Annotated in this window: 23 protein-coding genes; 3 read left to right on the top strand and 20 right to left on the bottom strand. The window is 50.2% G+C overall.

Annotation, left to right across the window (positions count from 1 at the left end):
* Positions 1 to 71: 71 nt before the first annotated feature.
* Positions 72 to 1598: a VanW family protein gene (locus KZ483_RS03650; RefSeq protein WP_220351411.1), complete on the top strand. Its 1527-nt coding sequence runs from the start codon at positions 72 to 74 to the stop codon at positions 1596 to 1598.
* Between the two features lie 178 nt (positions 1599 to 1776).
* On the opposite strand, the gene argH is transcribed toward KZ483_RS03650, so the two are convergent.
* From argH to KZ483_RS03590, 12 genes are all read right to left on the bottom strand, one after another.
* Entirely contained in the window at positions 1777 to 3192 is a 1416-nt protein-coding gene (gene argH / locus KZ483_RS03645) for an argininosuccinate lyase (RefSeq protein WP_220351410.1), read from the bottom strand.
* A 113-nt stretch (positions 3193 to 3305) separates the two neighbouring features.
* On the bottom strand, positions 3306 to 4544 hold the full coding sequence (locus KZ483_RS03640; protein ID WP_220351409.1) for an argininosuccinate synthase: 1239 nt from the start codon (positions 4542 to 4544) through the stop codon (positions 3306 to 3308).
* 84 nt (positions 4545 to 4628) lie between these two features.
* Positions 4629 to 5585 carry an ornithine carbamoyltransferase gene (argF, locus tag KZ483_RS03635; RefSeq protein WP_220351408.1) on the bottom strand — a complete coding sequence of 319 codons (957 nt, stop codon included), beginning with the start codon at positions 5583 to 5585 and terminating at the stop codon, positions 4629 to 4631.
* Between the two features lie 44 nt (positions 5586 to 5629).
* Positions 5630 to 6865, bottom strand: a complete 1236-nt coding sequence (locus tag KZ483_RS03630; RefSeq protein ID WP_220351407.1) for an acetylornithine transaminase — start codon at positions 6863 to 6865, stop codon at positions 5630 to 5632.
* 30 nt (positions 6866 to 6895) lie between these two features.
* Entirely contained in the window at positions 6896 to 7693 is a 798-nt protein-coding gene (gene argB / locus KZ483_RS03625) for an acetylglutamate kinase (RefSeq protein ID WP_220353245.1), read from the bottom strand.
* Between the two features lie 110 nt (positions 7694 to 7803).
* Positions 7804 to 9045: a bifunctional ornithine acetyltransferase/N-acetylglutamate synthase gene (argJ, locus tag KZ483_RS03620; protein WP_220351406.1), complete on the bottom strand. Its 1242-nt coding sequence runs from the start codon at positions 9043 to 9045 to the stop codon at positions 7804 to 7806.
* A 40-nt stretch (positions 9046 to 9085) separates the two neighbouring features.
* Complete coding sequence (gene argC, locus KZ483_RS03615; RefSeq protein ID WP_220351405.1) at positions 9086 to 10135, bottom strand: N-acetyl-gamma-glutamyl-phosphate reductase; 1050 nt, start codon at positions 10133 to 10135, stop codon at positions 9086 to 9088.
* A 141-nt stretch (positions 10136 to 10276) separates the two neighbouring features.
* Positions 10277 to 11200 carry a YitT family protein gene (locus KZ483_RS03610; protein ID WP_220353244.1) on the bottom strand — a complete coding sequence of 308 codons (924 nt, stop codon included), beginning with the start codon at positions 11198 to 11200 and terminating at the stop codon, positions 10277 to 10279.
* Between the two features lie 147 nt (positions 11201 to 11347).
* Positions 11348 to 12458 (bottom strand): peptide chain release factor 2 gene (gene prfB / locus KZ483_RS03605; protein WP_220351404.1). Its coding sequence is split into 2 segments (ribosomal slippage): positions 11348 to 12385 and positions 12387 to 12458, totalling 1110 coding nucleotides; the frame shifts between segments, so codons are not numbered across the junction.
* A 55-nt stretch (positions 12459 to 12513) separates the two neighbouring features.
* Entirely contained in the window at positions 12514 to 15021 is a 2508-nt protein-coding gene (gene secA / locus KZ483_RS03600; protein ID WP_220351403.1) for a preprotein translocase subunit SecA, read from the bottom strand.
* Between the two features lie 175 nt (positions 15022 to 15196).
* On the bottom strand, positions 15197 to 15745 hold the full coding sequence (gene hpf / locus KZ483_RS03595; protein ID WP_220351402.1) for a ribosome hibernation-promoting factor, HPF/YfiA family: 549 nt from the start codon (positions 15743 to 15745) through the stop codon (positions 15197 to 15199).
* A 214-nt stretch (positions 15746 to 15959) separates the two neighbouring features.
* Positions 15960 to 16157: a cold-shock protein gene (locus KZ483_RS03590; protein WP_042170033.1), complete on the bottom strand. Its 198-nt coding sequence runs from the start codon at positions 16155 to 16157 to the stop codon at positions 15960 to 15962.
* A gap of 381 nt (positions 16158 to 16538) precedes the next feature.
* Between KZ483_RS03590 and fliB the strand changes: the two genes are divergently transcribed.
* Entirely contained in the window at positions 16539 to 17777 is a 1239-nt protein-coding gene (gene fliB / locus KZ483_RS03585; protein ID WP_258881523.1) for a flagellin lysine-N-methylase, read from the top strand.
* 135 nt (positions 17778 to 17912) lie between these two features.
* Positions 17913 to 19736, top strand: coding sequence for a flagellar filament capping protein FliD (gene fliD / locus KZ483_RS03580; protein WP_220351401.1), 1824 nt, complete (start codon positions 17913 to 17915; stop codon positions 19734 to 19736).
* Between the two features lie 49 nt (positions 19737 to 19785).
* On the opposite strand, the gene KZ483_RS03575 is transcribed toward fliD, so the two are convergent.
* The 8 genes from KZ483_RS03575 to flgL form a co-directional block, all read right to left on the bottom strand.
* Positions 19786 to 20139, bottom strand: a complete 354-nt coding sequence (locus tag KZ483_RS03575; protein WP_220351400.1) for a hypothetical protein — start codon at positions 20137 to 20139, stop codon at positions 19786 to 19788.
* Positions 20136 to 20528, bottom strand: a complete 393-nt coding sequence (gene fliS, locus KZ483_RS03570; protein WP_220351399.1) for a flagellar export chaperone FliS — start codon at positions 20526 to 20528, stop codon at positions 20136 to 20138. The genes KZ483_RS03575 and fliS overlap by 4 nt, the downstream gene beginning before the upstream one ends.
* Positions 20529 to 20534: 6 nt before the next feature.
* Positions 20535 to 20909, bottom strand: a complete 375-nt coding sequence (locus KZ483_RS03565; protein ID WP_220351398.1) for a flagellar protein FlaG — start codon at positions 20907 to 20909, stop codon at positions 20535 to 20537.
* 188 nt (positions 20910 to 21097) lie between these two features.
* Positions 21098 to 21874: a flagellin N-terminal helical domain-containing protein gene (locus KZ483_RS03560; RefSeq protein WP_220351397.1), complete on the bottom strand. Its 777-nt coding sequence runs from the start codon at positions 21872 to 21874 to the stop codon at positions 21098 to 21100.
* Positions 21875 to 21998: 124 nt separating this feature from the next.
* Positions 21999 to 22226, bottom strand: a complete 228-nt coding sequence (gene csrA, locus KZ483_RS03555) for a carbon storage regulator CsrA (protein WP_220351396.1) — start codon at positions 22224 to 22226, stop codon at positions 21999 to 22001.
* Positions 22220 to 22651 (bottom strand): flagellar assembly protein FliW, encoded by a 432-nt coding sequence (gene fliW, locus KZ483_RS03550; RefSeq protein ID WP_220351395.1) that lies wholly within the window; start codon positions 22649 to 22651, stop codon positions 22220 to 22222. The genes csrA and fliW overlap by 7 nt, the downstream gene beginning before the upstream one ends.
* 63 nt (positions 22652 to 22714) lie before the next feature.
* Positions 22715 to 23284 (bottom strand): DUF6470 family protein, encoded by a 570-nt coding sequence (locus tag KZ483_RS03545; RefSeq protein ID WP_220351394.1) that lies wholly within the window; start codon positions 23282 to 23284, stop codon positions 22715 to 22717.
* Positions 23285 to 23308: 24 nt separating this feature from the next.
* Complete coding sequence (flgL, locus tag KZ483_RS03540; protein ID WP_220351393.1) at positions 23309 to 24205, bottom strand: flagellar hook-associated protein FlgL; 897 nt, start codon at positions 24203 to 24205, stop codon at positions 23309 to 23311.
* Positions 24206 to 24213: the final 8 nt, after the last annotated feature.

The raw sequence follows: 24213 nt of genomic DNA, 5'->3' as shown, positions 1-24213 counted from the left end.
AAATCCGCAGGAAAAAAGCCGTTTCTATCGCATATACATGTAGGAATCGCAGATCAGAGGTGATTATGGACATGAAACGTTTTCATATCGCATTGATTCTTATCTCAGCAATTATGCTGGCAGGCTCCATCGGTTGGGGTTATGTCTGGATTTACGCAGCGCGCGACACGGTTCCGAAGGGTGTGGCGCTCGTAGTTGGCCCCGATGCAGGGGGAACCGGGACCAGAGGAGAAGTCGTGCTTAGAAACAACGCGGCGATTGACGTCGGCGGCAACAAGATCGATGCTGCATTGAAGGAGCTTGAACAAAAAACCGCAAAGCTCACGAAGCTGCCGCTTACGATTGAGGCAAATTTAGCGGACAGGCAGAAGAAGACATGGACGCTGGGCGAGCTCGGTTTAACTGTGGATACGACAGGTGCGGCTTACGCCCTAAGCGGGCTTCGGGAAGGCAGTGTCTGGGAGAGAGCGAAGTACCGCTGGGAGTTTCCTCAGAAACTCGTTATCCAAGTACGCTGGAACAAAGAGGTTTTTGCAGCGAAAGTACGGGGGCAGTGGGGGTGGATTGACGCCGACAATCCGACTAATGCAGTGCGCTCGATTACTGCGGATGATAAAGTGGTGTATCAGCCTCATGTCGATGCGTTCAGGCTTGATCTCGACAAGCTGTTTGCCAAGGCGCAGCAAATGGTAGAGGCTTCTATCCCTGAAGAATGGGGAGGAGCGGTTGGGGCTCCGGATTCATCCACTGGTGGAGCGGGTAACGGAATAACACTGCCTCTCGCGCTTCGCGTCGTCCATCCCGATGTCACGCTGGAGCAATTGAAGAATGAAGGCATCGAGCGAAAAATAACTTCGTTCACGACGGATTTCAGTACAAGCGGGGCCGGCCGCGCTTATAACGTGAGTATGACCGCAAGAACGTTGAACGACTGGGATCTTGCACCCGGCGAGGTATTCGACTACCGCAAGGTCATTTCGCTGACACGGCAGAAGTACGGCTACCGACAGGCGCCGGTCATTCTTAACGGCGAGCTGGTGCCGGGCATCGGAGGTGGCATCTGCCAAGTTTCCAGCACGCTCTACAATGCGGCGCTGCTCGCGGGTCTTAATATCGTGGAGCGGCGTAACCATTCGCTGCCTGTCTCTTATATGCCGAAAGGCCAGGATGCGACTTTCGCCGAAGGCGCGATCAATTTCCGTTTCAAAAATACGACCGGCAAGCACCTGATTATTCGAACCGTAACCAGCGGCGGCAAGCTCACGATAAAGCTGTTTGGCACGATGCCGCGTGATGTGAGCTACAGGATTGAGTCGAAGACCGTTAAGGTCATCGATCCGCCGGTTAAGGAAGTGCCTTCCTCAGCGGTTCCGGCCGGTGGCCGCTTGCTGCTGACCACAGGCAAGCCGGGTTACATTGTCGAGACTTATCGCACAATGACGAAGGGCGGTAAGACGATTTCGCGCGAGCGGCTTTCGCGCGATACGTATAAGGCGCAGCCGTCCGTTTACGGCGTCGGGCCGGGCCGTCCAGACGGGGATAACCTCAAGGACGATTCTAAAGGCAGCGAGCTGCTCGAGGATGGCGTATCGGAGTAATAGCTTGGAGCCGCCGGATATAGCATTGCAATTCCGGCCGGCAGTAATAAGACAGGAAAAGGCTGCACCTTGGTCTGCTGCCGTTACCGGCAGGACATTTAAGGTGCAGCCTTTTTTGCTGGAACATTCGGGACGTAATCAAGTATATAAGCGCGGCTTCGTCCCTGAGTGCAGCTTATTAGCGGCTGCGCTCGCTGTATTCAGCCGTCCAAACGGAAGTCTGCTCAAGCTCCCGTTCAGCCCGTGCGATCGCTTCCGCCACCTGGACGCGGGCGGTGCCCCCATACACGTTGCGGGCATTCACAACCTGCTCCGGTTGGAGCACATCATAAATACGCTCATCGAACAAATCCGAGAATTGTTTGAACTCATCCAGCGTCAGATCGAGCAAATATTTGTTTTGCTGGATGCAGTACAGAACCGTCTTGCCAATCACTTCGTGCGCTTGACGGAACGGCAGCCCTTTGCCGACAAGGAAATCGGCGATATCCGTGGCGTTGGAGAAATCCTGATTGACCGCTTGGCGCATCCGGTCCTTGTTCACCTTCATCGTGGCTATCATCGGCGCGAACAGTTGAAGGGCTCCCTGCAGCGTCCGAACGGTATCGAACATGCCTTCCTTGTCCTCCTGCATGTCCTTGTTGTACGCCAGCGGCAGCGATTTCAGCACCGTCAGCAGGCCGATCAGGTTGCCGTATACCCGCCCGGTTTTGCCGCGCACAAGCTCGGGGACGTCCGGGTTTTTCTTCTGCGGCATAATGCTGCTGCCCGTGCAGAAGGCATCGTCAAGCTCGACGAAATGGAATTCGGTGCTTGACCACATGATCAGCTCCTCGCTAAGGCGCGACAGGTGCATCATGATTATCGATGCATGAGACAGAAACTCAAGAATAAAATCGCGGTCGCTCACCGCATCGAGGCTGTTCTCATAGACACGGTCAAACTTCAGCTGGCTCGCCACAAAATGGCGGTCGATCGGGAACGTGGTCCCCGCAAGCGCGCCGGCGCCGAGCGGCAGCATGTTGATCCGCTTGTAGCTGTCCTGCAGGCGCTCGGCATCACGCGCAAACATGGACACATACGCCATCATATGATGAGCGAACAAGATTGGCTGCGCCCGCTGCAAATGCGTATACCCCGGCAGAATCGTATCCAGATTCGCTTTCGCCTGCTCCACCAGCGCCGACTGAAGCTTATGCAGCAAATCGACGAATTCCACGACCCGCTTGCGAAGATACAAATGCATATCCGTCGCGACCTGGTCATTTCGGCTGCGCCCGGTATGAAGCTTACCTCCGACCGGCCCTATGTCGTCGATTAGCGTTTTTTCAATGTTCATATGGATATCTTCATCCGAAATCGAAAATTCGATGTCGCCGCGGTGAATGCGCTGCATGACGCGGTATAGGCCGTCCTTGATCTTCTCGACGTCATCGGCAGGCAGTATCCCCTGCTTGCCCAGCATCGTGACATGGGCCAAGCTTCCCTGGATATCCTCCTCGGCAAGCTCCTTGTCAAACATGATCGACGCCGTATATTCCTCTACCAGCTGGTCGGTTTTTTTGGTAAACCGGCCTCCCCATAATTTGCTCACTGACGGTACACTCCTTTTTGCTTATCGCGCTGTTTCGAATGAACGCACGCAGGCCGGGCTATTTTTTAGGCAAATAGCCCGACCCGTGCGCGGCCGTTCCCAGTTGATTATGATTATTGTTTTCGGCTCTGCTCCACACCCGACGATACTTTCAGACGCAGGGCGTTGAGGCGGATAAAGCCCGTAGCGTCGCCTTGATCATACGCCTTGGACGGATCGGCTTCCATCGTCGCGATGTCAGGGTTGTACAAGCTGACAGGGCTTTTCACGCCGGCGCCGATGATATTGCCTTTGTACAGCTTCAGCCGGACAACGCCGCTGACGTTCTTCTGGCTCTCGGTGACGAGCGCCTGCATGGCAAGCCGCTCCGGAGCGAACCAAAAGCCGTTGTACACGAGCGATGCGTACTTCGCGATCAGTGAGTCCCGCAGATGCATCACTTCACGGTCCATCGTGAGCGATTCCATCTTGCGATGCGCGGTGAACAGGATCGAGCCGCCCGGCGTCTCGTATACGCCGCGGCTCTTCATGCCGACAAAGCGGTTCTCCACCATGTCGACTCGGCCGATGCCATGCTTGCCGCCAAGTTCGTTGAGCTTCTCCATAACCGCGAGCGGGCTCAGCGTCTCGCCGTTCACAGCTGTGCAGTTGCCCGCTTCAAACGTCAGCTCGATGTATTCCGGCTTGTCCGGAGCATCCTCCGGGGATACGCTCAGTACGAACATATCCTTGTTCGATTCCGCACTCGGATCGAACCAAGGATCCTCGAGCATGCCGCTTTCAAAGCTGATATGCAGCAGGTTGCGGTCCATCGAATACGGCTTTGCCGCTGATGCCTGGACCGGAATGTTATGCTTCTCGGCGTAAGCGATCATTTCCGCGCGGCCCGGGAACTGTTCGCGGAATTCTTCGCTGCGCCATGGAGCAATCACTTGAATATCCGGAGCGAGGGCCGCCGCCGTCAATTCGAAACGCACCTGATCGTTGCCTTTCCCTGTTGCGCCGTGAGCAATCGCAGTCGCGCCTTCGGCGCGCGCAATGTCCACCATACGCTTCGCGATAAGCGGACGGGCTATCGATGTGCCGAGCAGGTATTGTCCTTCATACAACGCGCCGGCCTGGAACATCGGATAGATAAAGTCCTGCGCGAACTCGTCGCGCAGGTCGTCGATATATACTTTCGATGCGCCGGTCGCCAGCGCCTTGGCCTCCAAGCCGTCGAGTTCGTCCTTCTGGCCGATGTCCGCGGTGAATGCGATGATTTCCGCATCATACGTTTCCTTCAGCCATTTTAAAATAACGGACGTGTCAAGACCGCCCGAGTATGCCAGTACGATTTTTTCCTTCGCCATCGATTCTCTTGCTCCTTGTAAGAAAGATGTCGGCTCAATGCCGCTGAATATATTAGCATAAACGCTGCCATGAAGGCGCGATCGTTACATTATCGCTGCCATTATCGCTTTCTGTGCGTGCAGGCGGTTTTCCGCCTGATCGAAAATGATCGAGTGGTTACCGTCGATGATCCCCTCGCTCACTTCTTCGCCGCGATGCGCAGGCAGGCAGTGCATGAACAGGAAGTCGCTCTTCGCATATTTGACCAGCTCTTCGTTAACCTGATAGTCCGCAAAGGCGATCTCGCGTTCCTTCTGCTCCGCTTCAAAGCCCATGCTCGCCCAGACATCCGTGTAGATGATATCTGCATCGGCAACCGCTTCTTTCGGGTCGCGGCAAATATGGATGCGCGAGCCGGTGACGGACGCGTTATCCTTCGTCAGGCGCACGATTTCCTCATCCGGATCGTAACCTTCAGGCGTCGCTACGGACATGTGCATGCCCAGCTTCGCCGCGCCCATCAGCAGGGAGTGGACCATGTTGTTCCCGTCTCCGATGTAGGCGATTTTCAGCCCCTCGAGGCGGCCTTTATGCTCAAGCACCGTCTGATAATCGGCGAGCGCCTGGCACGGGTGGGATGCATCGGTCAGTCCGTTAATCACCGGTATAGTCGCTCCGCGCGCCAGCTCGATCACGGTACGGTGAGCGAATGTGCGGATCATAATGCCGTCAAGGTAACGGGAAAGCGTCTGCGCCGTATCCGATACCGTTTCGCCGCGGCCGATTTGCAAATCGTTGCGGCTTAAGAACAGAGCATGGCCGCCCAGCTGGTACATGCCCACTTCGAACGACACCCGGGTGCGGGTGGATGATTTTTCAAAAATCATGCCGAGCGTTTTGCCCTGCAGCGGATGGTAGATTTCACCCGCCTTTTGCTTCTTTTTAAGTTCGATGGCAAGGTCGACCAGGTAACGCACTTCCGCCGGCTCATAGTCGGCAAGAGCGATAAAGTCGCGCCCTTTGAGATTCACGGCCAGCTCTTGATTTATTGCTTGCTGCATGGATTGTTCTCCCCTCTCTTACTGGAATTATGCCGTCTCACCGATTACTCCTTAATAATGGAGGCAAGGGTCGCAACCGCTTGGTCGATTTCCTCGCGCGTGACAAGCAGGTTCGGTAACAGACGAATGACGTTCGGCCCCGCACTTACAACCAACAGGCCGCGATTCTGTCCTTCTGCGATTATATTAGCGACGGGCTGAGCACATACGATACCGACCATCAGTCCCTTGCCCCGAATTTCCTGGACCAGGGGATTTCCGGCCAGCTTTTCGCGAAGCTGCCCCATTAAGTATTCGCCGTTCTCTGCTGCGCGTTCCGGCAGCTTCCCGCCAACGATCGTCTCGACGGTCGCCTTCACCACTGCGGCAGCGATCGGTGTGCCGCCGAATGTCGAGCCGTGACTTCCCGGGCTGAACGCCTCTATCAGATGTTCTTTTGCAAGCATTGCGCCTACGGGGAAGCCGCTTCCGAGCGCTTTGGCGAGTGTGAAAATATCGGGCTCGATACCGTAGTGTTCAAATGCGAACAGCTTGCCCGTACGCCCCATTCCCGTCTGAATTTCATCAATAATCAGAAGCAGACCCTGTTCTTTGCAAAGCTTGGCGATGTGGCGGACAAAACCGGGATCGACCGGAATCACGCCTCCTTCGGCCTGAACCATCTCCAGCATGATCGCCGCCGTCTTATCCGAGACAGCCGATTCAAGCGCTTCTATGTCATGCAGCGGAATATAAGTGAAGCCTTCCGGCAGCGGGCCGAAACCTTCCTTGACCTTCTCCTGTCCGGTTGCCGTGAGCGTGGCTAGTGTCCGGCCGTGGAAAGATTGCGCGAATGTAATGATTTCGCAGCGTCCGTTACCCTTTACCTTCTGATGATAACGGCGGGCCAGCTTGATCGCCGCTTCGTTTGCTTCCGCGCCTGAATTGCAGAAGAATACCGCATCCGCACAGCTGTTATCGGTTAACAGCCTCGCCGCTTCCTCCTGGTTCGGAATGTGGAACAGATTCGATACGTGCCAAAGCTCGTCAAGCTGCTTCACCAGTGCTTCCTTCACACCTTGAGGCGCATGGCCCAGATTGGTTACGGCGAGCCCGCACATAAAGTCCAAATATTTATTGCCTTTATCGTCCCAAAGCCAGCTGCCCTCGCCTTTAGCAAGCGCAATCGGATACCTGGCATACGTGGGGAAAAGCGAGCTGCCGCCGCTCACTGCCGTTCCGCTTGACACTGGAGTTCCGTCCGCCACTGCTGCTGCCGCCGTTTTGTTCAAATCGCTCATTACCCGGTTCACCTCTTTTATGGATTGTTTCTATAAGTGCCTGGCTTGCACGATTCGGGTGCCGATGCCGCTCTCAAGAACAGCTTTGCTGAGCACGCCCGGTTCGTCGCCGTTAACAATAATAACCTCGCGTACGCGCCCTTGAATACATTGAATCGCGGCCCGAACCTTAGGGATCATTCCACCGTAAATTTCGCCGCTTGCAATCATTGCTTCAATCTCTTCAATGGTTACCGTAGGCAGCACCCGTTTCTCGCCGCCGACGGTCCCAAGAATGCCCGGGACATCGGTGACCACGATCATCCGCTCGACGCCGAGATGCGATGCGACGGCACCTGCCGCCGTGTCCGCATTAATATTGTATCGTTGACCCGCTTCGTCGATACCGATCGGGGCGATAACCGGTATGTACCCCATACCCATAACACCTTCAATCACCTCGGCATTGACGTCCGTGACATCGCCGACAAAACCGATTTCAGCTGCGTTCGCCACAGGCTTTGCCTTGATGAGCTGTCCGTCGACACCGGAGAGGCCCAGAGATTTTGCGCCGCTCTGCTGGATTTTGCGGACGATCTCCTTATTGATGCGCCCGGCAAGCACCATCTCGACAACATCCAATACTTCATCGCTAGTCTTGCGGAGGCCGTTTACAAACTCGCTCTCGATGCCGAGCTTAGCCAGCGTCTCCGAGATCGCCGGTCCACCGCCATGCACGATGACGGGCTTGACGCCCCGCTCCTGCAGCCCGCGCAGATCGTCAAAAAATGAATCCGGCAGCGCTGCAAGCGTGCTGCCGCCGCACTTCATCACAAACCGCTGTTCCACCATGTTCCCGTCCGTCCCCTTCGTAATAACAATCATCTATAGTCTGCCTAACCGATGCCGCGAGTGTTATACACGTTAAATACCCGCTGCGGGCAGAGTTCGATCAGCTATCAGGTTCGATATGCCGCATTAATACGGACATAATCGTAAGTAAGATCGCAGCCCCAGGCGGTTGCCGCGCCTTCGGCCATATGAAGGTCGACATGAATGACGACCGTGTCGCCTTTCAAATATTCAAGCGCCGCTTCCTCATCAAATGCGACAGGCCGCGATGCCTCAAGCGTTACAATGCCGCCCAGCCGGATATCGACAGTCTCAGGATCAACCGGCTGACCGGCGCGTCCGACTGCCGCGATAATCCGGCCCCAGTTGGCGTCCGCGCCGAATACTGCCGACTTGACGAGCGAGGAGCCGATAACAGTCTTCGCGATAGCCTGGGCCGCTTCATCCGATACCGCCCCGCGAACCTGTACTTCAATTAGCTTGGTCGCGCCTTCGCCGTCGCGGGCGATTGCTTTGGCAAGCACCTCGCATACATATGTGAGGGCATCAGCGAAAGCCGCCCAATCCGGATGGCGTTCATCCAGCTCGCGGTTGCCCGCAAGCCCGCTCGCCATGGCTACAAGCATGTCATTGGTGCTCGTGTCGCCGTCAACCGTAATCATATTAAAAGTGAGGTCCGTCGCCCGGCGCAGCAGCTTCTGCAATGCTTCGCTGCCGATTGCCGCGTCCGTAGTGACGAAGCCCAGCATAGTGGCCATATTGGGATGAATCATGCCCGAGCCTTTGGATGCGCCTGCCACATGAACAAGCCGGCCGTCAACTTCAACGGAAACGCACACTTCTTTCTTGACCAGATCCGTCGTCAGAATCGCCTGGCAGAAATCATCGCCCGCTTCATAAGTTGCCGCAAGCCTCGCCGGAAGCTCGGCAATACCGCTCCGCACGCAGTCCATCTTAAGCAGCTCTCCGATAACGCCTGTGGAGGCTACTGCGACGTGCTCCGCCGGAACGCCGATCGCCTCAGCGAATTTGCCGCGCATTTCATAGGCGTCGGCCTCGCCCTGTTTTCCCGTGCAGGCATTGGCGTTGCCGCTGTTCACGATAACCGCGCGCAGTACTCCGCCTGCGCCGATGCTCTCGCGCGTCACCTGGATCGGCGCTGCCTGGAAGACGTTCGTCGTGTAGACGCCTGCCGCTGCCGCCGGCACGTCACATACAATTGCGCCGAGATCGTGACGCGTTGTTTTTTTCAATCCGCAGTGCAAGCCGCCGGCCTTAAATCCCTTTGGGGTTGTGACCGAGCCGTCCGGCACGACCGTGAAAGCCGCTTCTGATTTCCCCTGTCCCATTGTTCGATCGAGTCTCCTTCAACTGAATTGCAAACTGATTTTACGGATAAACGGGTACGAACCGGAGTCCGAGCGTCTCATCCCAGCCCATCATGAGATTCAAATTCTGCACGGCCTGCCCTGCCGCGCCCTTGACCAGATTGTCGATAACCGACACGATTGTCACGCGTCCGGTCCGTTCGTCGACGGCAAAGCCGATATCACAATAATTCGACCCCCACACTTCCTTCGTAGCAGGCCAGGTGTCCTGCTTGCGAATACGTACGAAAGGGCGTCCTTCATAATAATTGCGGTATAAGGAAATAAAGTCCTCTGCGCTTCGACCGTCTTTGATAGTCGCGTACATCGTGCTCATGATACCCCTGGTCATTGGAACCAAATGCGTTGTAAAAGTGGTTACGACAGGATGGCCGGCTGCGCTTGACAGCACCTGCTCGATTTCCGGTATATGCTGGTGTTTATTGAGCTTATAAGCCTTGAAATTTTCGTTGATTTCGGGATAGTGATAACCAAGGCTTGCACCGCGGCCTGCACCGGATACGCCCGATTTGGCATCGATGATGATCGTAGACGGGTCAATGTATCCCGCTTCGACCGCCGGAACGAGTCCCAGCAGCGTCGCCGTCGGGTAACAGCCCGGGTTCGAAACAAAATCGGCGCCCAATACCGCATCCCCGTAAACCTCGGCAAGTCCGTATACCGCTCGGTCAAGATATTGCTGGTGCGCCGGTTCCTTCTTGTACCAGGTTTCGTACTGCTCGCGCGACCTGAGCCGGTGATCGCCGGATATATCGATGACCTTCAACCCCGCTTCAAGCAGCGAGGGCGAAAGTTTGGCCGCAATGCCGGCCGGTGTCGCTATAAAAACAACATCCGCTTTGCTCTTGATAAGCGCCGGATCGACGTCATCGAGCAAATCGGTGCGAATTTCAGTTAAATGCGGATATCCTTCAGCAATCGGCGCTCCTGCGCTGGACGATGAAATAACCGACGTCACTTCAGCCTGCGGGTGACTTGCGAGCAGCCGGATCAGCTCTACGCCTCCGTATCCGGTCGATCCGATAATCGCTGCTTTCAATTTAGTACTCATGCTATTTCGCTCCCATCCGTCTTACTTCCTAACTATCCATTTTACACGAACCGGCGGACAGAGGAAATAGCCTATGTTTTGTATTATTATACATAGTAATTTATTTAAATACAACGAAAAAATGAAGTTCCGGTTATATCCTTACGGCAGGTTAAACCCTTCGCCAAGCACCTCCGCCGTATCGCTTATGATGACAAAAGCACCCGCGTCCGCCGCACGCACCAGCTGTTTCAGCTTCGACACTTCTCCTCTCCCGACCACTACCATCAGCACAGCTCGCTCTTCTCCCGTAAAACCGCCGCGGCCGTCGAGTCTGGTCAGCCCCCGGTCCAAATCGTGCAGCACCACCTGTGCAATCGCATCCGGACGGTCTGTAATAATAAAGGCCACTTTGGAAATCGATAAGCCCGATTGGACAAAATCGATAGTCTTCGTCGTTACGAATAACCCTACGAGCGCATAAAGCGCATTCTCCGGCGCAATCAGCAAGCCGGCCGCCGCGATAACGAGGCCGTCGAAGCAGGCGACGGCAAGGCCCAGACGGATGCCGGTAAAACGGTGAAGCAGCTGCGCGGCAAGGTCGAGTCCTCCCGTAGAGCCCTGGCCCCGGAACACAAGGCCAAGCCCGGCTCCGACGCCGATCCCCCCATAGATGGCGGCGAGCATCGCGTTGTTCGTCGGCGGGGGCCACTGTGACGTGAGCAAAACAAATAGAGGCAGCACGAATGAGCCAAGCGCCGTCTTGAGTGCGAAACGCTTGCCAAGCAGCCATAGCCCGAGAACAAATAAAGGCACATTGAGCCCCCACTGAGTGAATGCAGGCGGAATGCCGGTAAGCCTGTTCACCAGAATGGATATTCCGGACACGCCGCCGGAGGCGATTCCAAGCGGTACGAGGAAGAGATTGAAGCTCAAAGCGATCAGCAGCGAACCTGACAACAGCAGAAGTACATTAATAGCCGCCCGAGACCGGGGGCCGAGCGGACTTCCGCCTGCCCGTCTGCGGCGCCTGGTGCGTTCCAAGATTGCCGCTTCTCGGGCAGCCTCGCTGTGTTCACTCACCATGTCGTTCTCTCCTTTCCATCCTTCCGCGCTCATAAGATTTCTCCTCGGCTGACGGACCCATACTGAATATAAATATAAAAAAAAGCTCCTACATCTTATCAGTGTAGGAACTCTTTGCCCTGCCTATGCATGCGCTTATCATCTTAGCTATTCATGGCGAATTTGACTGCGCAAATATCCGTCGATGAAGGCATCAAGGTCGCCGTCCATAACCGCTCCGACGTTGCCGGTTTCAACCGCTGTGCGATGATCCTTGACCATGCTGTACGGATGGAATACATACGAGCGGATTTGACTGCCCCATGCGATGTCGGACTGCTCGCCGCGGATTTCCGCCAGATGCTTCTGCTGCTCTTCGATCTTGCGCTCATAAAGCTTGGAACGAAGCATTTGCATTGCACGCTCGCGGTTCTGGATCTGCGAGCGCTGTGTCTGACATGCGACCACGATGCCCGACGGGATATGCGTGATCCGGATGGCCGATTCCGTCTTGTTGACGTGCTGTCCGCCCGCACCGCTAGAGCGGTACGTATCCACCTTGAGGTCCTCGGACCGAATATCGATCTCGATATCGTCGGATATCTCCGGCATAACGTCACAGGAAGCGAATGAAGTGTGCCGGCGCCCGGAGGCATCGAACGGCGAAATTCGAACGAGGCGATGAACGCCTTTCTCAGCCTTCAGATAGCCGTAGGCGTTGTACCCTTTTATCGAAATCGTAACGCTCTTGATGCCCGCTTCATCGCCAGGCAAATAATCAAGCACCTCGACCTTGAAGCCCCGCTTCTCAGCCCAGCGCGTGTACATCCGGTAGAGCATCTGGCCCCAATCCTGAGACTCCGTGCCGCCCGCCCCCGGGTGCAGCTCGAGAATGGCGTTAAGCTTATCGTAAGGCTCGCTGAGCAGCAGCTGCAGCTCGAACTCGTTTACCTTACCAACAAGCTGCGCTACGCTTTTGGCGATTTCGGCCTCAAGCGATTCGTCGTCGCCTTCTTCCTCCGCCAGCTCAAGCATCGTCTCGAGGTCTTCCTTCTCGCCGTTCATTCGCTCATACTGCTCAACGACGGACTTGACTGCATTCAGCTCTGCGATCGTGCTCTGCGCCCTGTCGTTATCGTCCCAGAAATCGGGCGCCGTCATCTTCTCTTCGTAGTTGGCAATCAGCTCTTGCTTGATGTCGAGGTCAAAGAGACCCCCTAAGTTCTTGGAGCCGCTTCGCCACTTCACGCAGGTCTTGCTTGACCGTTATATCTATCATGACTGTCGCTTCACCTCAAAATATAGTTCTGCCCTACCCTATGCGCAGGGCGGCATTATTGACCGTGGCACTGCTTGTATTTCTTGCCGCTTCCGCAAGGGCACGGATCATTACGCCCGACGCGCTCTTCCTTCTTCATCGGACGTTTGACCTGGGGCTCGCTGCTTCCGCCGGTTTCCGTCTGTCCTTTGGCGACTTCCTGACGCTCGAGATTGCTCTCGACATGTGCCTTCATAATATACTTGGTGACTTCCTCCTGAATATGTTCGACCATTTCCTTGAACATTTCGAAGCCTTCAAATTGATATTCGCGCAGTGGATCGGTGCCGCCGTATGCGCGCAAATGAATCCCTTGACGAAGCTGATCCATTGCATCGATATGATCCATCCACTTGCTGTCCACAGCCCGCAGCACAACGACTTTCTCGAATTCGCGCATCGTTTCCATGCCGATCTCTTCCTCGCGCCGGTTATAAAGCTTAAGGACCTGTTCATTCAGGAATTCAATAATTTCCTCTTTCTCTTTGCCCCACAGATCGTCCTTCGTAATCATTCCCTCGTACAGGAATGTGCCCTGGGCATAATCGACGATTTCCTGAAGCTCCCAGTTCTCGGGCACATCGTCGCTTGGACAGTGCGCTTCGACGATCCGATCAATAACCGGATTGATCATCTCAAGCACAATATCGCGAATGTTCTCCGAATAGAGTACTTCCCGGCGCTGCTTGTAGATGATTTCACGCTGCTGGTTCATGACATCGTCATACTGGAGGACAACTTTACGCAGGTCGAAGTTGTTGCCTTCCACGCGTTTCTGAGCCGATTCGATCGCACGCGTGATGAGGCGGCTCTCGATTGGTTGATCCTCCTCAAAACCGAGGCGTTCCATCATACCCATAATGTTTTCCGAACCGAAACGGCGCATCAGCTCATCTTCCAGAGACAAATAAAACTGGGATGAACCAGGGTCGCCTTGACGTCCGGCACGACCGCGCAGCTGATTATCGATCCGGCGGCTCTCATGCCGCTCCGTACCGATAATATGAAGCCCGCCAACGGCCGGAACCTCGCTGCCAAGTATAATGTCAGTACCGCGGCCCGCCATGTTAGTGGCAATCGTGACGGAGCCGGCCTGGCCGGCGCGCGAAATAATTTCCGCTTCCTCGGCATGATATTTGGCGTTAAGCACCTTATGCGTGATGCCGCGTTTCTTCAGCATCTCCGAAAGCCGCTCGGAATTCTCAATAGAGACGGTACCAACCAGAACCGGCTGGTTCTTGCTGTGGCGATCGACAATTTCTTCAACAACCGCTTTAAACTTGCCGGTCTGGGTTTTATAGACTACATCCGCAATATCGTTACGGATCATCTGGCGGTTCGTCGGGACCTGGATTACGTCCAAACCATAGATTTTCTTGAACTCCTCTTCCTCCGTCTTCGCCGTACCGGTCATGCCGGCCAGCTTACGGTACATCCGGAAGTAGTTCTGGAACGTGATCGTTGCGAGCGTCATGCTTTCGTTCTGCACTTTAATCTGCTCTTTGGCTTCGATCGCTTGATGCAGTCCGTCGCTGTAACGTCGGCCGGCCATGAGACGTCCGGTAAACTCATCGACGATGATTACCTCGTCATCCTGAACGACATAATCGACGTCGCGTTTCATAATGGCATGCGCTTTAAGCGCCTGCTGAATGTGATGATTCAGCAGCACGTTCGCATGGTCGAATAAGTTCTCGATACCGAAGGCGCGCTCGGATTTCTCCACGCCTGCATCGGTCAATGTAACAGAGCGCAGCTTCACATCGACCGTGTAATCTTCCTCTTCTTTAAGACGGCTGACAAATCGGTCTGCGGCGAAGTAGAGCTCAGTCGACTTGGCGGCTTGTCCCGATATAATCAGAGGAGTCCGCGCTTCATCGATCAAGATCGAGTCCACTTCATCGATAATGGCAAAATAAAGCGGACGCTGCACCATCTGTTCCTTGTACAGCACCATATTGTCACGCAGGTAGTCGAAGCCGAACTCATTATTGGTGCCGTATGTGATGTCGCATGCGTAAGCCTCCTGCTTCTCCGCATGAGTAAGGCCATGCAGGTTGCAGCCGACTGTCAATCCTAGAAAATTATATAGCTGCCCGAGCTGCTCGCTGTCGCGCATGGCCAAGTAATCATTGACCGTGACGACGTGAACACCCTTGCCGAGCAGCGCATTTAAATAAACCGGCAGCGTGGCTACGAGCGTTTTGCCTTCCCCGGTTTTCATTTCAGATATTTTGCCGTCATGAAGTACCATGCCGCCGATGAGTTGAACGTCATAATGACGTTTATCGAGTACCCGCTTAGAGGCTTCCCGTACAACGGCGAACGCCTCGATGAGCAGATCTTCGAGTTCCTCGCCTTCTTCGATGCGGGCTTTAAACTCGTCCGTCTTACCTCGAAGCGCTTCATCCGACAGCTGTGAAATTTGCGACTCTAAATCATTAATTTGCTCTACGGTGCGCATGAGACGCTTAATTTCCCGTTCGTTGGCATCTCCGAATATTTTTTTTACAAGTCCGAGCATGGTCTTCCCCTTTCGTTGTTACGCCTCTTTGGATAAATTGTAACAGTTTGCGGCACTTCCCGCAATGCGAGTATAGAGTCAACCTCAATATCCATGCCCTTCATCCTTTCATTGGAAAAGGGCAGCGCTCCCGATGGAAGCCTGCCCTTATATAATCTTTTAAGTAAGTAAGATTTCAAGTTTGTTCTATGAGACCGTATTTGCCATCGCTTCGTTTATATACGACATTCACTTCACTGGTTGCCGAGTTTGCAAACATAAAGAACGAATGACCGACCATATTCATTTGGAGGATTGCTTCTTCGACGTCCATCGGTTTAAGCGTAAACCGCTTGGTCCGCACGACTTCCAAGTCATCTTCTTCATCAAGCACCCTCACAGGCGCGCTGTCGTCCTTGAACAAGGTTCTGATACCGCTTTCATTGCGGAACTTTCGGTTCACTTTAGTTTTATGTTTACGGATCTGCCGCTCCAGTTTATCCACGACAAGGTCGATGGAAGCGTACATGTCATCCTTCTTCTCTTCCGCCCTGAGCATAACACCCGGAAGCGGAATGGTTACTTCCACTGCATGCTTGCCTTTGGTGACGGAAAGGGTAACGGTTGTTTCGGAGGTGTTAATCGGTGCTTCAAAATACCTTTCCAGGCGGCTTAATTTCTTCTCGACATAATCGCGCAGGGCGTCTGTCACTTGAATGTGTTGACCTCGAACGTTGTATTTCATGGGGCACTCCTCCTTTACATACTCTTAGTATATCACACCCTCCGCCCCAATCTCAAAAGCATTTTCTGTTTTTTTTGAATTATTTGAAAATTAAATTGTCGATAGAAGGCGGTACCCGGAGAACAATAAAAAGCCCTGGTTTCCCAGGGCTGCTGTGTGCGTGTCTTGGTTAAGCGCGAACCATCTATGGTGTGGCCGCTTAACAGCCAGATGATTACAATTTGATTACGTTGGCAGCTTGTGGACCGCGTGCGCCTTCCACGATGTCGAATTCAACCGATTGGCCTTCCTCGAGCGTTTTGAAACCTTCGGATTGGATTGCGGAGAAATGAACAAATACGTCGCCGCCTTGCTCAGTCTCGATGAATCCATAACCCTTTTCAGCGTTAAACCATTTCACTTTACCTTGCATTCAGAACATTCCCTTCATCTTCAAATAGCTGCGAGATCACAAAGCGTGGCCCACAAAAGGAATATACCACCGTTGTAACACAATTGTCAACGTTAAATTGTAAGCGAATACATTTGCGTCATTACGCCGAACTGTTATTATCAGCCCTAAATGAAGAAGTACAATGCACAACCCTCCTTTTGACAAATCAGTTCATATCTTGCTGCCGCTCGAATGTGATCAAATATTCTGAAAGGCCGCAGGCTGGAGCCTTAATTTGCTGTAGACTGTGATCTTAATTTGTTCGTAAATGGCTATACAAAATGAAGAGACATGACGATATATAAATAATGGCCAACTGTCGGCGTTGACGAAAAATAATTACAAGGGGATGCTACTTAGATGAGTACAACCAAAATGACCACTCTCATACCCCAATACATGAATTCATTTTCATGCATCGGATCCGCATGTGAAGACACCTGCTGCGCAGGTTGGCAGGTTACGATCGATAAATCCACATATAAGAAATATGGCCGAGTGCGCGATAAGGAATTGTCCCCCCTATTAAATAAGAAGGTCAAGAAAAAGAACGTCGACGTAAGCCCCGAAAATTATGCAAGCATGGAACTGGACTCCAAAATGCAGTGCTCTTTTCTCTCCGAACAGAATTTGTGCCGGATACAACAAAAATTAGGTGAGAGTTTCCTCTCACATGTTTGCGCCACCTATCCCAGAACTTCGAATCTGGTAAATAACATACTCGAGACATCCGCAACGATGTCATGCCCGGAAATTGCCCGTCTTGCATTGTTAAACCCCAATAAAATGGAATTTGACATGAAGGAAGAATCGATTCATATACGCAACATGGTCATTAATCGGCTACAAACCGATACCGAAATTAATGATATTAACAAATATTTCTGGGAATTACGCTCTTTTTCTATCGACGTTCTACAAAATCGTACTTATTATTTGTGGGAAAGATTAATTATTTTGGGAGTGTTCTATCAGAAATTGGAGCAATACTTGCAAGACGGAATGCTCGATGAGATTCCACACTTAATTTCAATGTATATGTCGAATTTAGGAGAGGGAAGATTAAAAGAAGGGCTAGACAAATTACCGACCCAATATACATTCCAGTTAAAAGTAATAAAAGAAATTATTGATAAGCATTTTCTTCATACCATTAACAATCAGCGATACTTGGAATGCTTTAACGAAACCCTGCAAGGGCTGCAGTATTCGGATGATTGCGAGTTCGATGAAATTTCGGTTCATTATGATGAAGCCTATAACGATTATTACTTGCCTTTTATTAAAGATCATGAATATATCCTGGAAAATTATTTGGTTAATTACGTTTATAAAAACCTGTTTCCCGTTGCCCGCGGCAACAATTTATTCGAGGAATATGTGATGCTTATTGTACATTATTCTATGATCAAAATGCATCTTATCGGGATGGCCGGTTTTCGAAAAAACGAATTCAAACTGGAGCATGTAATAAAAATGATTCAATCCTATTCCAAGACCATTGAACACAACCCATCCTACTTACAGGCGGTTATTCAATTATTGAATCACAATGGTATAAATACAATGACTCATATGGCTGTATTGATTAAAAATTAGGCTGTTCATATCTCTTGGTCCAGAATGGAGTTCGTCGGAGCTGGAATGAGGTTGTTATATAACTAAAGAAATCGCCTGGTTATGACGATAATAATAGTAATATATCCGCATTCATAATAAGGAGGTTATTGCTTTATGGTCATGAGATTGGCAGGATTAGGCTCAGGACTCGATGTTGACAGTATGGTAGCTAAGCTTATGCAGGCCGAGCGGGCCCCACTGGACAAGCTGAGCCAAAAAAATCAGCAGCTAACGTGGAAGTCACAAGCCTATCGGGATATAAATGTCAAACTGGCGGCTTTTCGCGATTCCTTATCCGCCCTCCGTTTTGGAAGCACTTGGGCAAACACTACTTCAACTTCTTCGGATTCAACGAAGGTAGAAGTTTCGTCCGTCGGGACTGCAGCAGCGGGAACTCACAAAATTATTGTAACAAAATTAGCGCAGGGAGCTTCTACGTCAAGCGGGAACGTGACCAGTTCCGCCTCGCTGAATGGTTCGACGGCACTTACTTCAGGGGCGTCGATCAGTGCAGCCGGCAAGAACAACGTTTTTAGCGTATCCCTCAATGGAACGACCAAGACAGTGACAATAGCAGATGGCAATTATGACAAGGCCGGGCTGGTAAGTGCTATTCAATCGGCTGTGGATCAAAGCTTTGGCGCAAACCAAATTCAAGTCGGTACAAATGGTGACGATACCTTAAATTTTACCCCATTGGGAGATCCCAATTATCTGCCGCAGTTAAAAATCAACACCGTAACCGGATATACGACAGTATCGGATTTAGGTTTTACTGATAATCAATCATTTAAATTCGACAATAGTGCGGTTCTTAGCACACAAGCTTCTAAATTATCCGGCGCATTAACCGCAACCTCCTTTGTCATTAACGGACAGACGATCAATATTACTAATACAGACTCCTTAGACTCCATAATGTCCAAAGTTAATAATTCCGCTGCGGGAGTCAACATGTATTATGATTCCATAACGGACAAGATCAGCGTTACAAGTAAAACTACCGGAGACACTGCAAAAATCATTTATGGTGCAGACGCTTCAACTACCAATTTCCTGAATACATTCCAGTTAAATACCGCTATCACCCAGGGGAGCAACGCACAGGTAAACATTGACGGTGTGGATGGTACTTATGCTTCAAATCAGATTACTTCGAACGGGGTCACTTATACGCTGCGGAACGTGACGGATCCAGTTAATGGCGTGACCGTGAATGTCAATCAGGACACGGATGCGATCTATAATTCAATCTCAGACTTTGTAACGAAATACAATGACCTGCTCGGGAGTATAAATACGAAGTTACGAGAGAGCGTATTTAGAGACTATCAACCTTTAACTGATGAGCAGAAAAAAGCGATGTCCGAAACGGATATAACGAATTGGGAGAATAAAGCGAAAAGCGGATTACTTCATAATGATCAAACACTGGCTCAGCTCCGTAACAGCTTGCGGGGAAGCGCTTATTCAACAATTACTACCCTTCCCAGCAACTTAAACTCGTTATACGATGTTGGAATAACTACTAAGCCTTATATTCTCAATGATTCCGAAAATGCGGGTAAACTTGAAATTGACAGCGCCAGACTCAAAGATGCCATATCCAAGGACCCGCAGGGAGTAATCAAGATTTTCACAAACCAAATGTCCTCGGGCGGCGCCCAATCCGACAAGGGCGTGCTGCAGCAATTCTATGAAAGTGCAAACAATACAATCAGCAGCATCATAAACACAGCCGGCACTGCAAATGATTCGTTTTCCAATGTAACGAATACTCTGGGTAAGCAGGTTTACGACATTAATTATAAAATTGTTGACCTGCAGGACAAGCTCGATCAAAAGGAAAATTATTATTACAGCATGTTTTCTAAAATGGACACCGCAATTGCCAATAGCAATGCGCAGATTTCGTGGCTGCAGGGTCAACTGCAATAATCGGATAAACATAAAACGACCCGTAAACCATACCAGGTAACGGGTCGTTTTATTGGTGTTTGTCTAAAAAATATCCTTCAGCTTGAATATACGTATTTTGATATTTCCCTCTGATAAAACCCGCTCTTTTTAACTCCTTCAAACTATCATTCATTTCTACCTGGAAAGATTCCAGCTTAACTTTAATCTGCTCCTCTAATTCCAGGCAGCCGCTGACAGTTCGCTTTAAATGCCCCGGTAAGGCACTTGTCCATACGCTTGCGATATGATCTCTAAGAACTTGCTGCTGGAGCTGCAGCAGCTCTAACTTCTCAACAGCTCCTTCTTCCTGAAGGTTAAGGAGTAATATTTCTTCCGCGGTCTCTTTTAGTTGATTTAAGCAAGTTTCCAATTGCAGAGTCATAATGTGTTTACCTGCAAGCCTGATTTGACCTGTTTTAAAGCCTGCACCCACGTATCCCTTAATTCTATCAATAAATTGATGCACTCTTGAATATGGTCCTTATTCATACCTATATTTGCTTCCATTAAAGTCTCCTTAATAAAAGCGTAAAGACTGAACAAATTCGCTGACAGCTCGTATTCCATATTCAGCGTGATTTGAAGTTCTTCGACGATATCGATAGCACGTTGTATGTTGGTGTTCTTTGCCTCGAATTCCCGTCTTTCGATATTTATCATGCTTTGTTTCATAAATTTAAGACAACCATTGTAAAGCATTAAGGTGAGTTCCCCGGGATGAGCCGTTGTAGCTTGAGTCTTCATGTATACATTCTGTGCCTGTGTGCTCATTCTTTATTACCTCTTTTCATCAATTATAGCCCCATTGATTTCCTGCAGCTTGTCGAGGAGATCCAACACTTTCTCAGAAGGGAATTCTCTAATAACTTCTTTAGTCTCGGAATTCACTATTTTAATGACTATATCCCCATAAGGCTTATGAACGCTGAATTCGGCATGCTTAGGTGTACCGGAAATCATCTTATTAGCTCGTTCAACCGCTCTCATAACCGCCTTCTCCGATACTGATAGCTCAAAATTTTCTTTATCCGAGATATCAGCAGAGGATTTAATCTGCTTGTCGTTATTGGTCGGTGTTGTTAAAGTGTTTAATTCCGTCGGCTTAACGGAACTGCTATAAAAAACTGGTGGATTTGTAGCACTGATATCCATACACGACTGCCTCCCAATTTAAACTTATAACTATTATATCGTGAGAATTCGGTAATTTTTGAAGAGCAAGGTGATAGTTTTATCAATTTTTCAAATATCTTATTTAAAAAGCCGTTTTCCCTACGAATGTAGAAAAAACGGCTTTTTTTAGTTGTTTTTTAAAACCCCAACTATGCCTGTCTATTATCTTAACGAAGCAATTGCAGAACGCCTTGAGGAGCTTGGTTAGCTTGTGCCAGCATAGCCGTTGCTGCTTGTTGGAGAATGTTAAACTTGGTGTAGGTCATCATTTCTTTCGCCATATCAGTATCGCGGATACGGGATTCGGCAGCTTGCAGGTTCTCTGTTGTTGCTCCCAGGTTGTTGATTGTGTGCTCTAAGGAGTTTTGTTGAGCACCATAAGTTGCGCGCTGCAAGTTCACTTCATCGATTGCTGTTTCGATGTTAGCTGTAGTAGATGCACTTGTTAATGCTTTAGTGTTAGTCAGTACAGCGGCAGCTACAGTTAACTTAGTGCCTTTGTCATCTGTAACGATGTCGGCTGTTGCAGTACCGTCAAGAATTGTTTTGCCGTTGAAGCTTGTGTTGGAGATCGTGTTCGTAATGTTCGTAGCAAGGTTCGTCAATTCAAGGTCGATATTAGCAGTGTCAGCTGCACCGTACGTGCCGTTAGCCTTCTGAACAGTCAGCTCTTTCATGCGAACGAGCATGTCGGAAACTTCGTTCAACGCGCCTTCAGCCGTTTGAATCAAGGAAACGCCGTCTTGGGCATTACGTTGAGCTTGGCCCAAACCGCGAATTTGTCCTCTCATTTTCTCGGAGATTGAAAGACCTGCTGCATCGTCAGCCGCACGGTTGATCCGGAAACCGGAAGACAATTTCTCACTCGATTTACCTTGTTGGGTATTGTTGAAAGTGAGGTTGCGGTGTGCATTCATTGCGTTAAGATTGTGGTTGATAATCATTGATAATTTCCTCCCTGAAAATAAATTTTCCACTTCCCTGTGGAAGAGCTCTCGCTCTTATTAATATTATCGGTTGGAAAGTACCATTATTTAATAGCAGCGTAGACCAAATTAAGTATAATTGTTACTTTTTTTCTGGAATATTTTTTATTTGATTCAGACTTAATTTGGATGCGACCGCTTCTTGATTGGTTTGCTGAACTTCTTCATATACTTCTTTGCGAAAGATGGAAATTTCCTCCGGTGCGCGGATTCCGATTTTTATTTGATCCCCGTCAACGGCTGAAATAAGAATTTCAATGTTATTATTGATGATTATAGATTGTCCTTTTTTACGAGTTAAGATCAGCATTTACTTCCCCCGCTTTCCGCCTTCTCTTCATGAAATAGCGGTTCTTTTGTTCTGTGCTTATATTCCGGAGGGAGTATAATTTGGCGTCCGTCTCCAGTCGTCATATTAATGATGAGCGGTGCCATTAGATTTATGGTTGACTTAATGAATGGCTCCCGCACCGTCATAATAGCAAGAACGGTGACTTCCTCGGACGACTGCAGCTTTAGTTGATGCTTCGTTTTCTCTTCAATTTCGAATTTATATTCAGAATAAAAATAAAACGGATTTGCCACCAAAAAACCTACATTCTCATTTTCCACACTTTGAAGAAAGCCGAACTGACTATTCTCTTCTGCTATTGTAAAAAGGAACTCATTGAAATCTTCAAATCCAAGTACGCTTCCGTTAAACTGAAATACTTTATTATGGAGAAAACCGAGCAAGCTTCCCACCTCCGATTATGTTGACAAAATACATAATGCTATAGCAAGCGCTATAGCATTCGTTCATTTATAATAATCGTAATTACTGACTTGAATGTCGATGGAGTTCATTTGCTTGATATATATGTCGACAACACCCGGGTTGTATTGGATCTCCGGTTTATGCGGAGTGTACTCAATCCGGGCTTGTTGCGGTTCAATGCGTATTTCAGGTTCATGCGGCTCGTAACTGACTTTAACATTATCATAAGCCGGCTGTCCTGTATATTGTAACGTACTATGGTTGTTCATAAAGCGTTCCTTTGCTATCTCTGAAATTGCATTATCCGGATTCGTGATTTGCGCCATCCGGCTGCCCTCCTGGGCCGTTCTCGCAATAGCTTGAAGAACAATACTCTTTGTCTGACTGTATATCATGTTCATCCATTCCAGGTGGTTGCCGTGTCCTAAAGCAGCCCAAGCGGCTGATGAATCAATACGAAGCTCTCCTTGCGGTGACTGAATTTCCATCTTGGCTGAAGGCTGCATGATCGACAGCTCGCCTTTCGGAGAATGAATGTCCTGACTGGCGGAACGGCTTTGAATCCCAAGCTGAGCATATGTCTGATGTATAGAAAGCCGTAATAATTCCATCTGTAATGCCCCGCTTTCGATTCATTACCTTAAGTAGTCCAATAAACTGGGCTGGATCACTTTCGCGCCGACAGATAGCGACGCTTGATAAACGCTTTGCTCTGTTTGCAGCTTCGTAATGGTTTCCGCTATATCGGCATCCTCGGTCTTCGAATCTAACTCCGTCAAATTTATATCCAAGTCTTTAATACGGGAATCTATCAAATCGATGCGGTTGGATCTGGCGCCTACATCGGCCCGTACACCCAAGAAGGTGTCAAATCGGGTCTGCAGCTTTGACATCAAGCCTTGGGCGGTAGTTTGATCGCCGTTATCAAACGATTGCTGAAGCCCTTTGATTACTGCGAATAAGTTGTCAGTGTCGGAAGGCGCTCCGAACACATCATTACCGTTGACATTGACCGGGACTTTAACCCCTGCAGCGAACTGATACACAATTTGCTGATCATCGGTAGATTGCGTGGGTGCCCCAGCTGAAGTATAAGGCTGTTTATCGGTAAATTGCCCGTTGAAAATATATTTGCCGTTCAATTGATCGTTGCCAAGGCTTACTGCTTGCTCATATATTTGGCCGAGCTCCTGGGCGATCGTCTTCATATCTGTTGTTGAGAGCGTGCCGTTCACACCCTGTGTCGTTAACTCATTCGTGCGCTGAAACAGTTCATTAACTTGATTCAGAACCGTATCTGTATGGTCTACGTATGATTTGGCGGCATCGACGTTGCGCTGATACTGATCATTCATCGAAAGCTCGCTCCGGTAACGCAGCGCATAAGTGACGCCGACCGGATCGTCGGAAGGTTTATTGATTTTCTTTCCCGTAGAAAGCTCATTCTGTTGATCCGACATCCTGTTCAAGTTGCGGTTGATGTTCCTCAGTATTTGGGAATGCATCATACTTTGCGTAACCCTAAAAGACATTGAAGCAG

The organism is Paenibacillus sp. sptzw28 (assembly GCF_019550795.1).
Taxonomy (GTDB): Bacteria; Bacillota; Bacilli; order Paenibacillales; family Paenibacillaceae; genus Paenibacillus_Z.
This window is presented reverse-complemented; position numbering and strand designations above follow the sequence as displayed.

Coding starts and splice junctions, on each gene's coding strand:
- KZ483_RS03650 (WP_220351411.1), top strand. CDS start 72: ATGAAACGTTTTCATATCGCATTGATTCTTATCTCAGCAATTATGCTG.
- KZ483_RS03640 (WP_220351409.1), bottom strand. CDS start 4,544: ATGGCGAAGGAAAAAATCGTACTGGCATACTCGGGCGGTCTTGACACG.
- argF (WP_220351408.1), bottom strand. CDS start 5,585: ATGCAGCAAGCAATAAATCAAGAGCTGGCCGTGAATCTCAAAGGGCGC.
- KZ483_RS03630 (WP_220351407.1), bottom strand. CDS start 6,865: ATGAGCGATTTGAACAAAACGGCGGCAGCAGCAGTGGCGGACGGAACT.
- argJ (WP_220351406.1), bottom strand. CDS start 9,045: ATGGGACAGGGGAAATCAGAAGCGGCTTTCACGGTCGTGCCGGACGGC.
- argC (WP_220351405.1), bottom strand. CDS start 10,135: ATGAGTACTAAATTGAAAGCAGCGATTATCGGATCGACCGGATACGGA.
- KZ483_RS03610 (WP_220353244.1), bottom strand. CDS start 11,200: ATGGTGAGTGAACACAGCGAGGCTGCCCGAGAAGCGGCAATCTTGGAA.
- secA (WP_220351403.1), bottom strand. CDS start 15,021: ATGCTCGGACTTGTAAAAAAAATATTCGGAGATGCCAACGAACGGGAA.
- hpf (WP_220351402.1), bottom strand. CDS start 15,745: ATGAAATACAACGTTCGAGGTCAACACATTCAAGTGACAGACGCCCTG.
- KZ483_RS03590 (WP_042170033.1), bottom strand. CDS start 16,157: ATGCAAGGTAAAGTGAAATGGTTTAACGCTGAAAAGGGTTATGGATTC.
- fliB (WP_258881523.1), top strand. CDS start 16,539: ATGAGTACAACCAAAATGACCACTCTCATACCCCAATACATGAATTCA.
- fliD (WP_220351401.1), top strand. CDS start 17,913: ATGGTCATGAGATTGGCAGGATTAGGCTCAGGACTCGATGTTGACAGT.
- KZ483_RS03575 (WP_220351400.1), bottom strand. CDS start 20,139: ATGACTCTGCAATTGGAAACTTGCTTAAATCAACTAAAAGAGACCGCG.
- fliS (WP_220351399.1), bottom strand. CDS start 20,528: ATGAGCACACAGGCACAGAATGTATACATGAAGACTCAAGCTACAACG.
- KZ483_RS03565 (WP_220351398.1), bottom strand. CDS start 20,909: ATGGATATCAGTGCTACAAATCCACCAGTTTTTTATAGCAGTTCCGTT.
- KZ483_RS03560 (WP_220351397.1), bottom strand. CDS start 21,874: ATGATTATCAACCACAATCTTAACGCAATGAATGCACACCGCAACCTC.
- csrA (WP_220351396.1), bottom strand. CDS start 22,226: ATGCTGATCTTAACTCGTAAAAAAGGACAATCTATAATCATCAATAAT.
- KZ483_RS03545 (WP_220351394.1), bottom strand. CDS start 23,284: ATGGAATTATTACGGCTTTCTATACATCAGACATATGCTCAGCTTGGG.
- flgL (WP_220351393.1), bottom strand. CDS start 24,205: ATGTCTTTTAGGGTTACGCAAAGTATGATGCATTCCCAAATACTGAGG.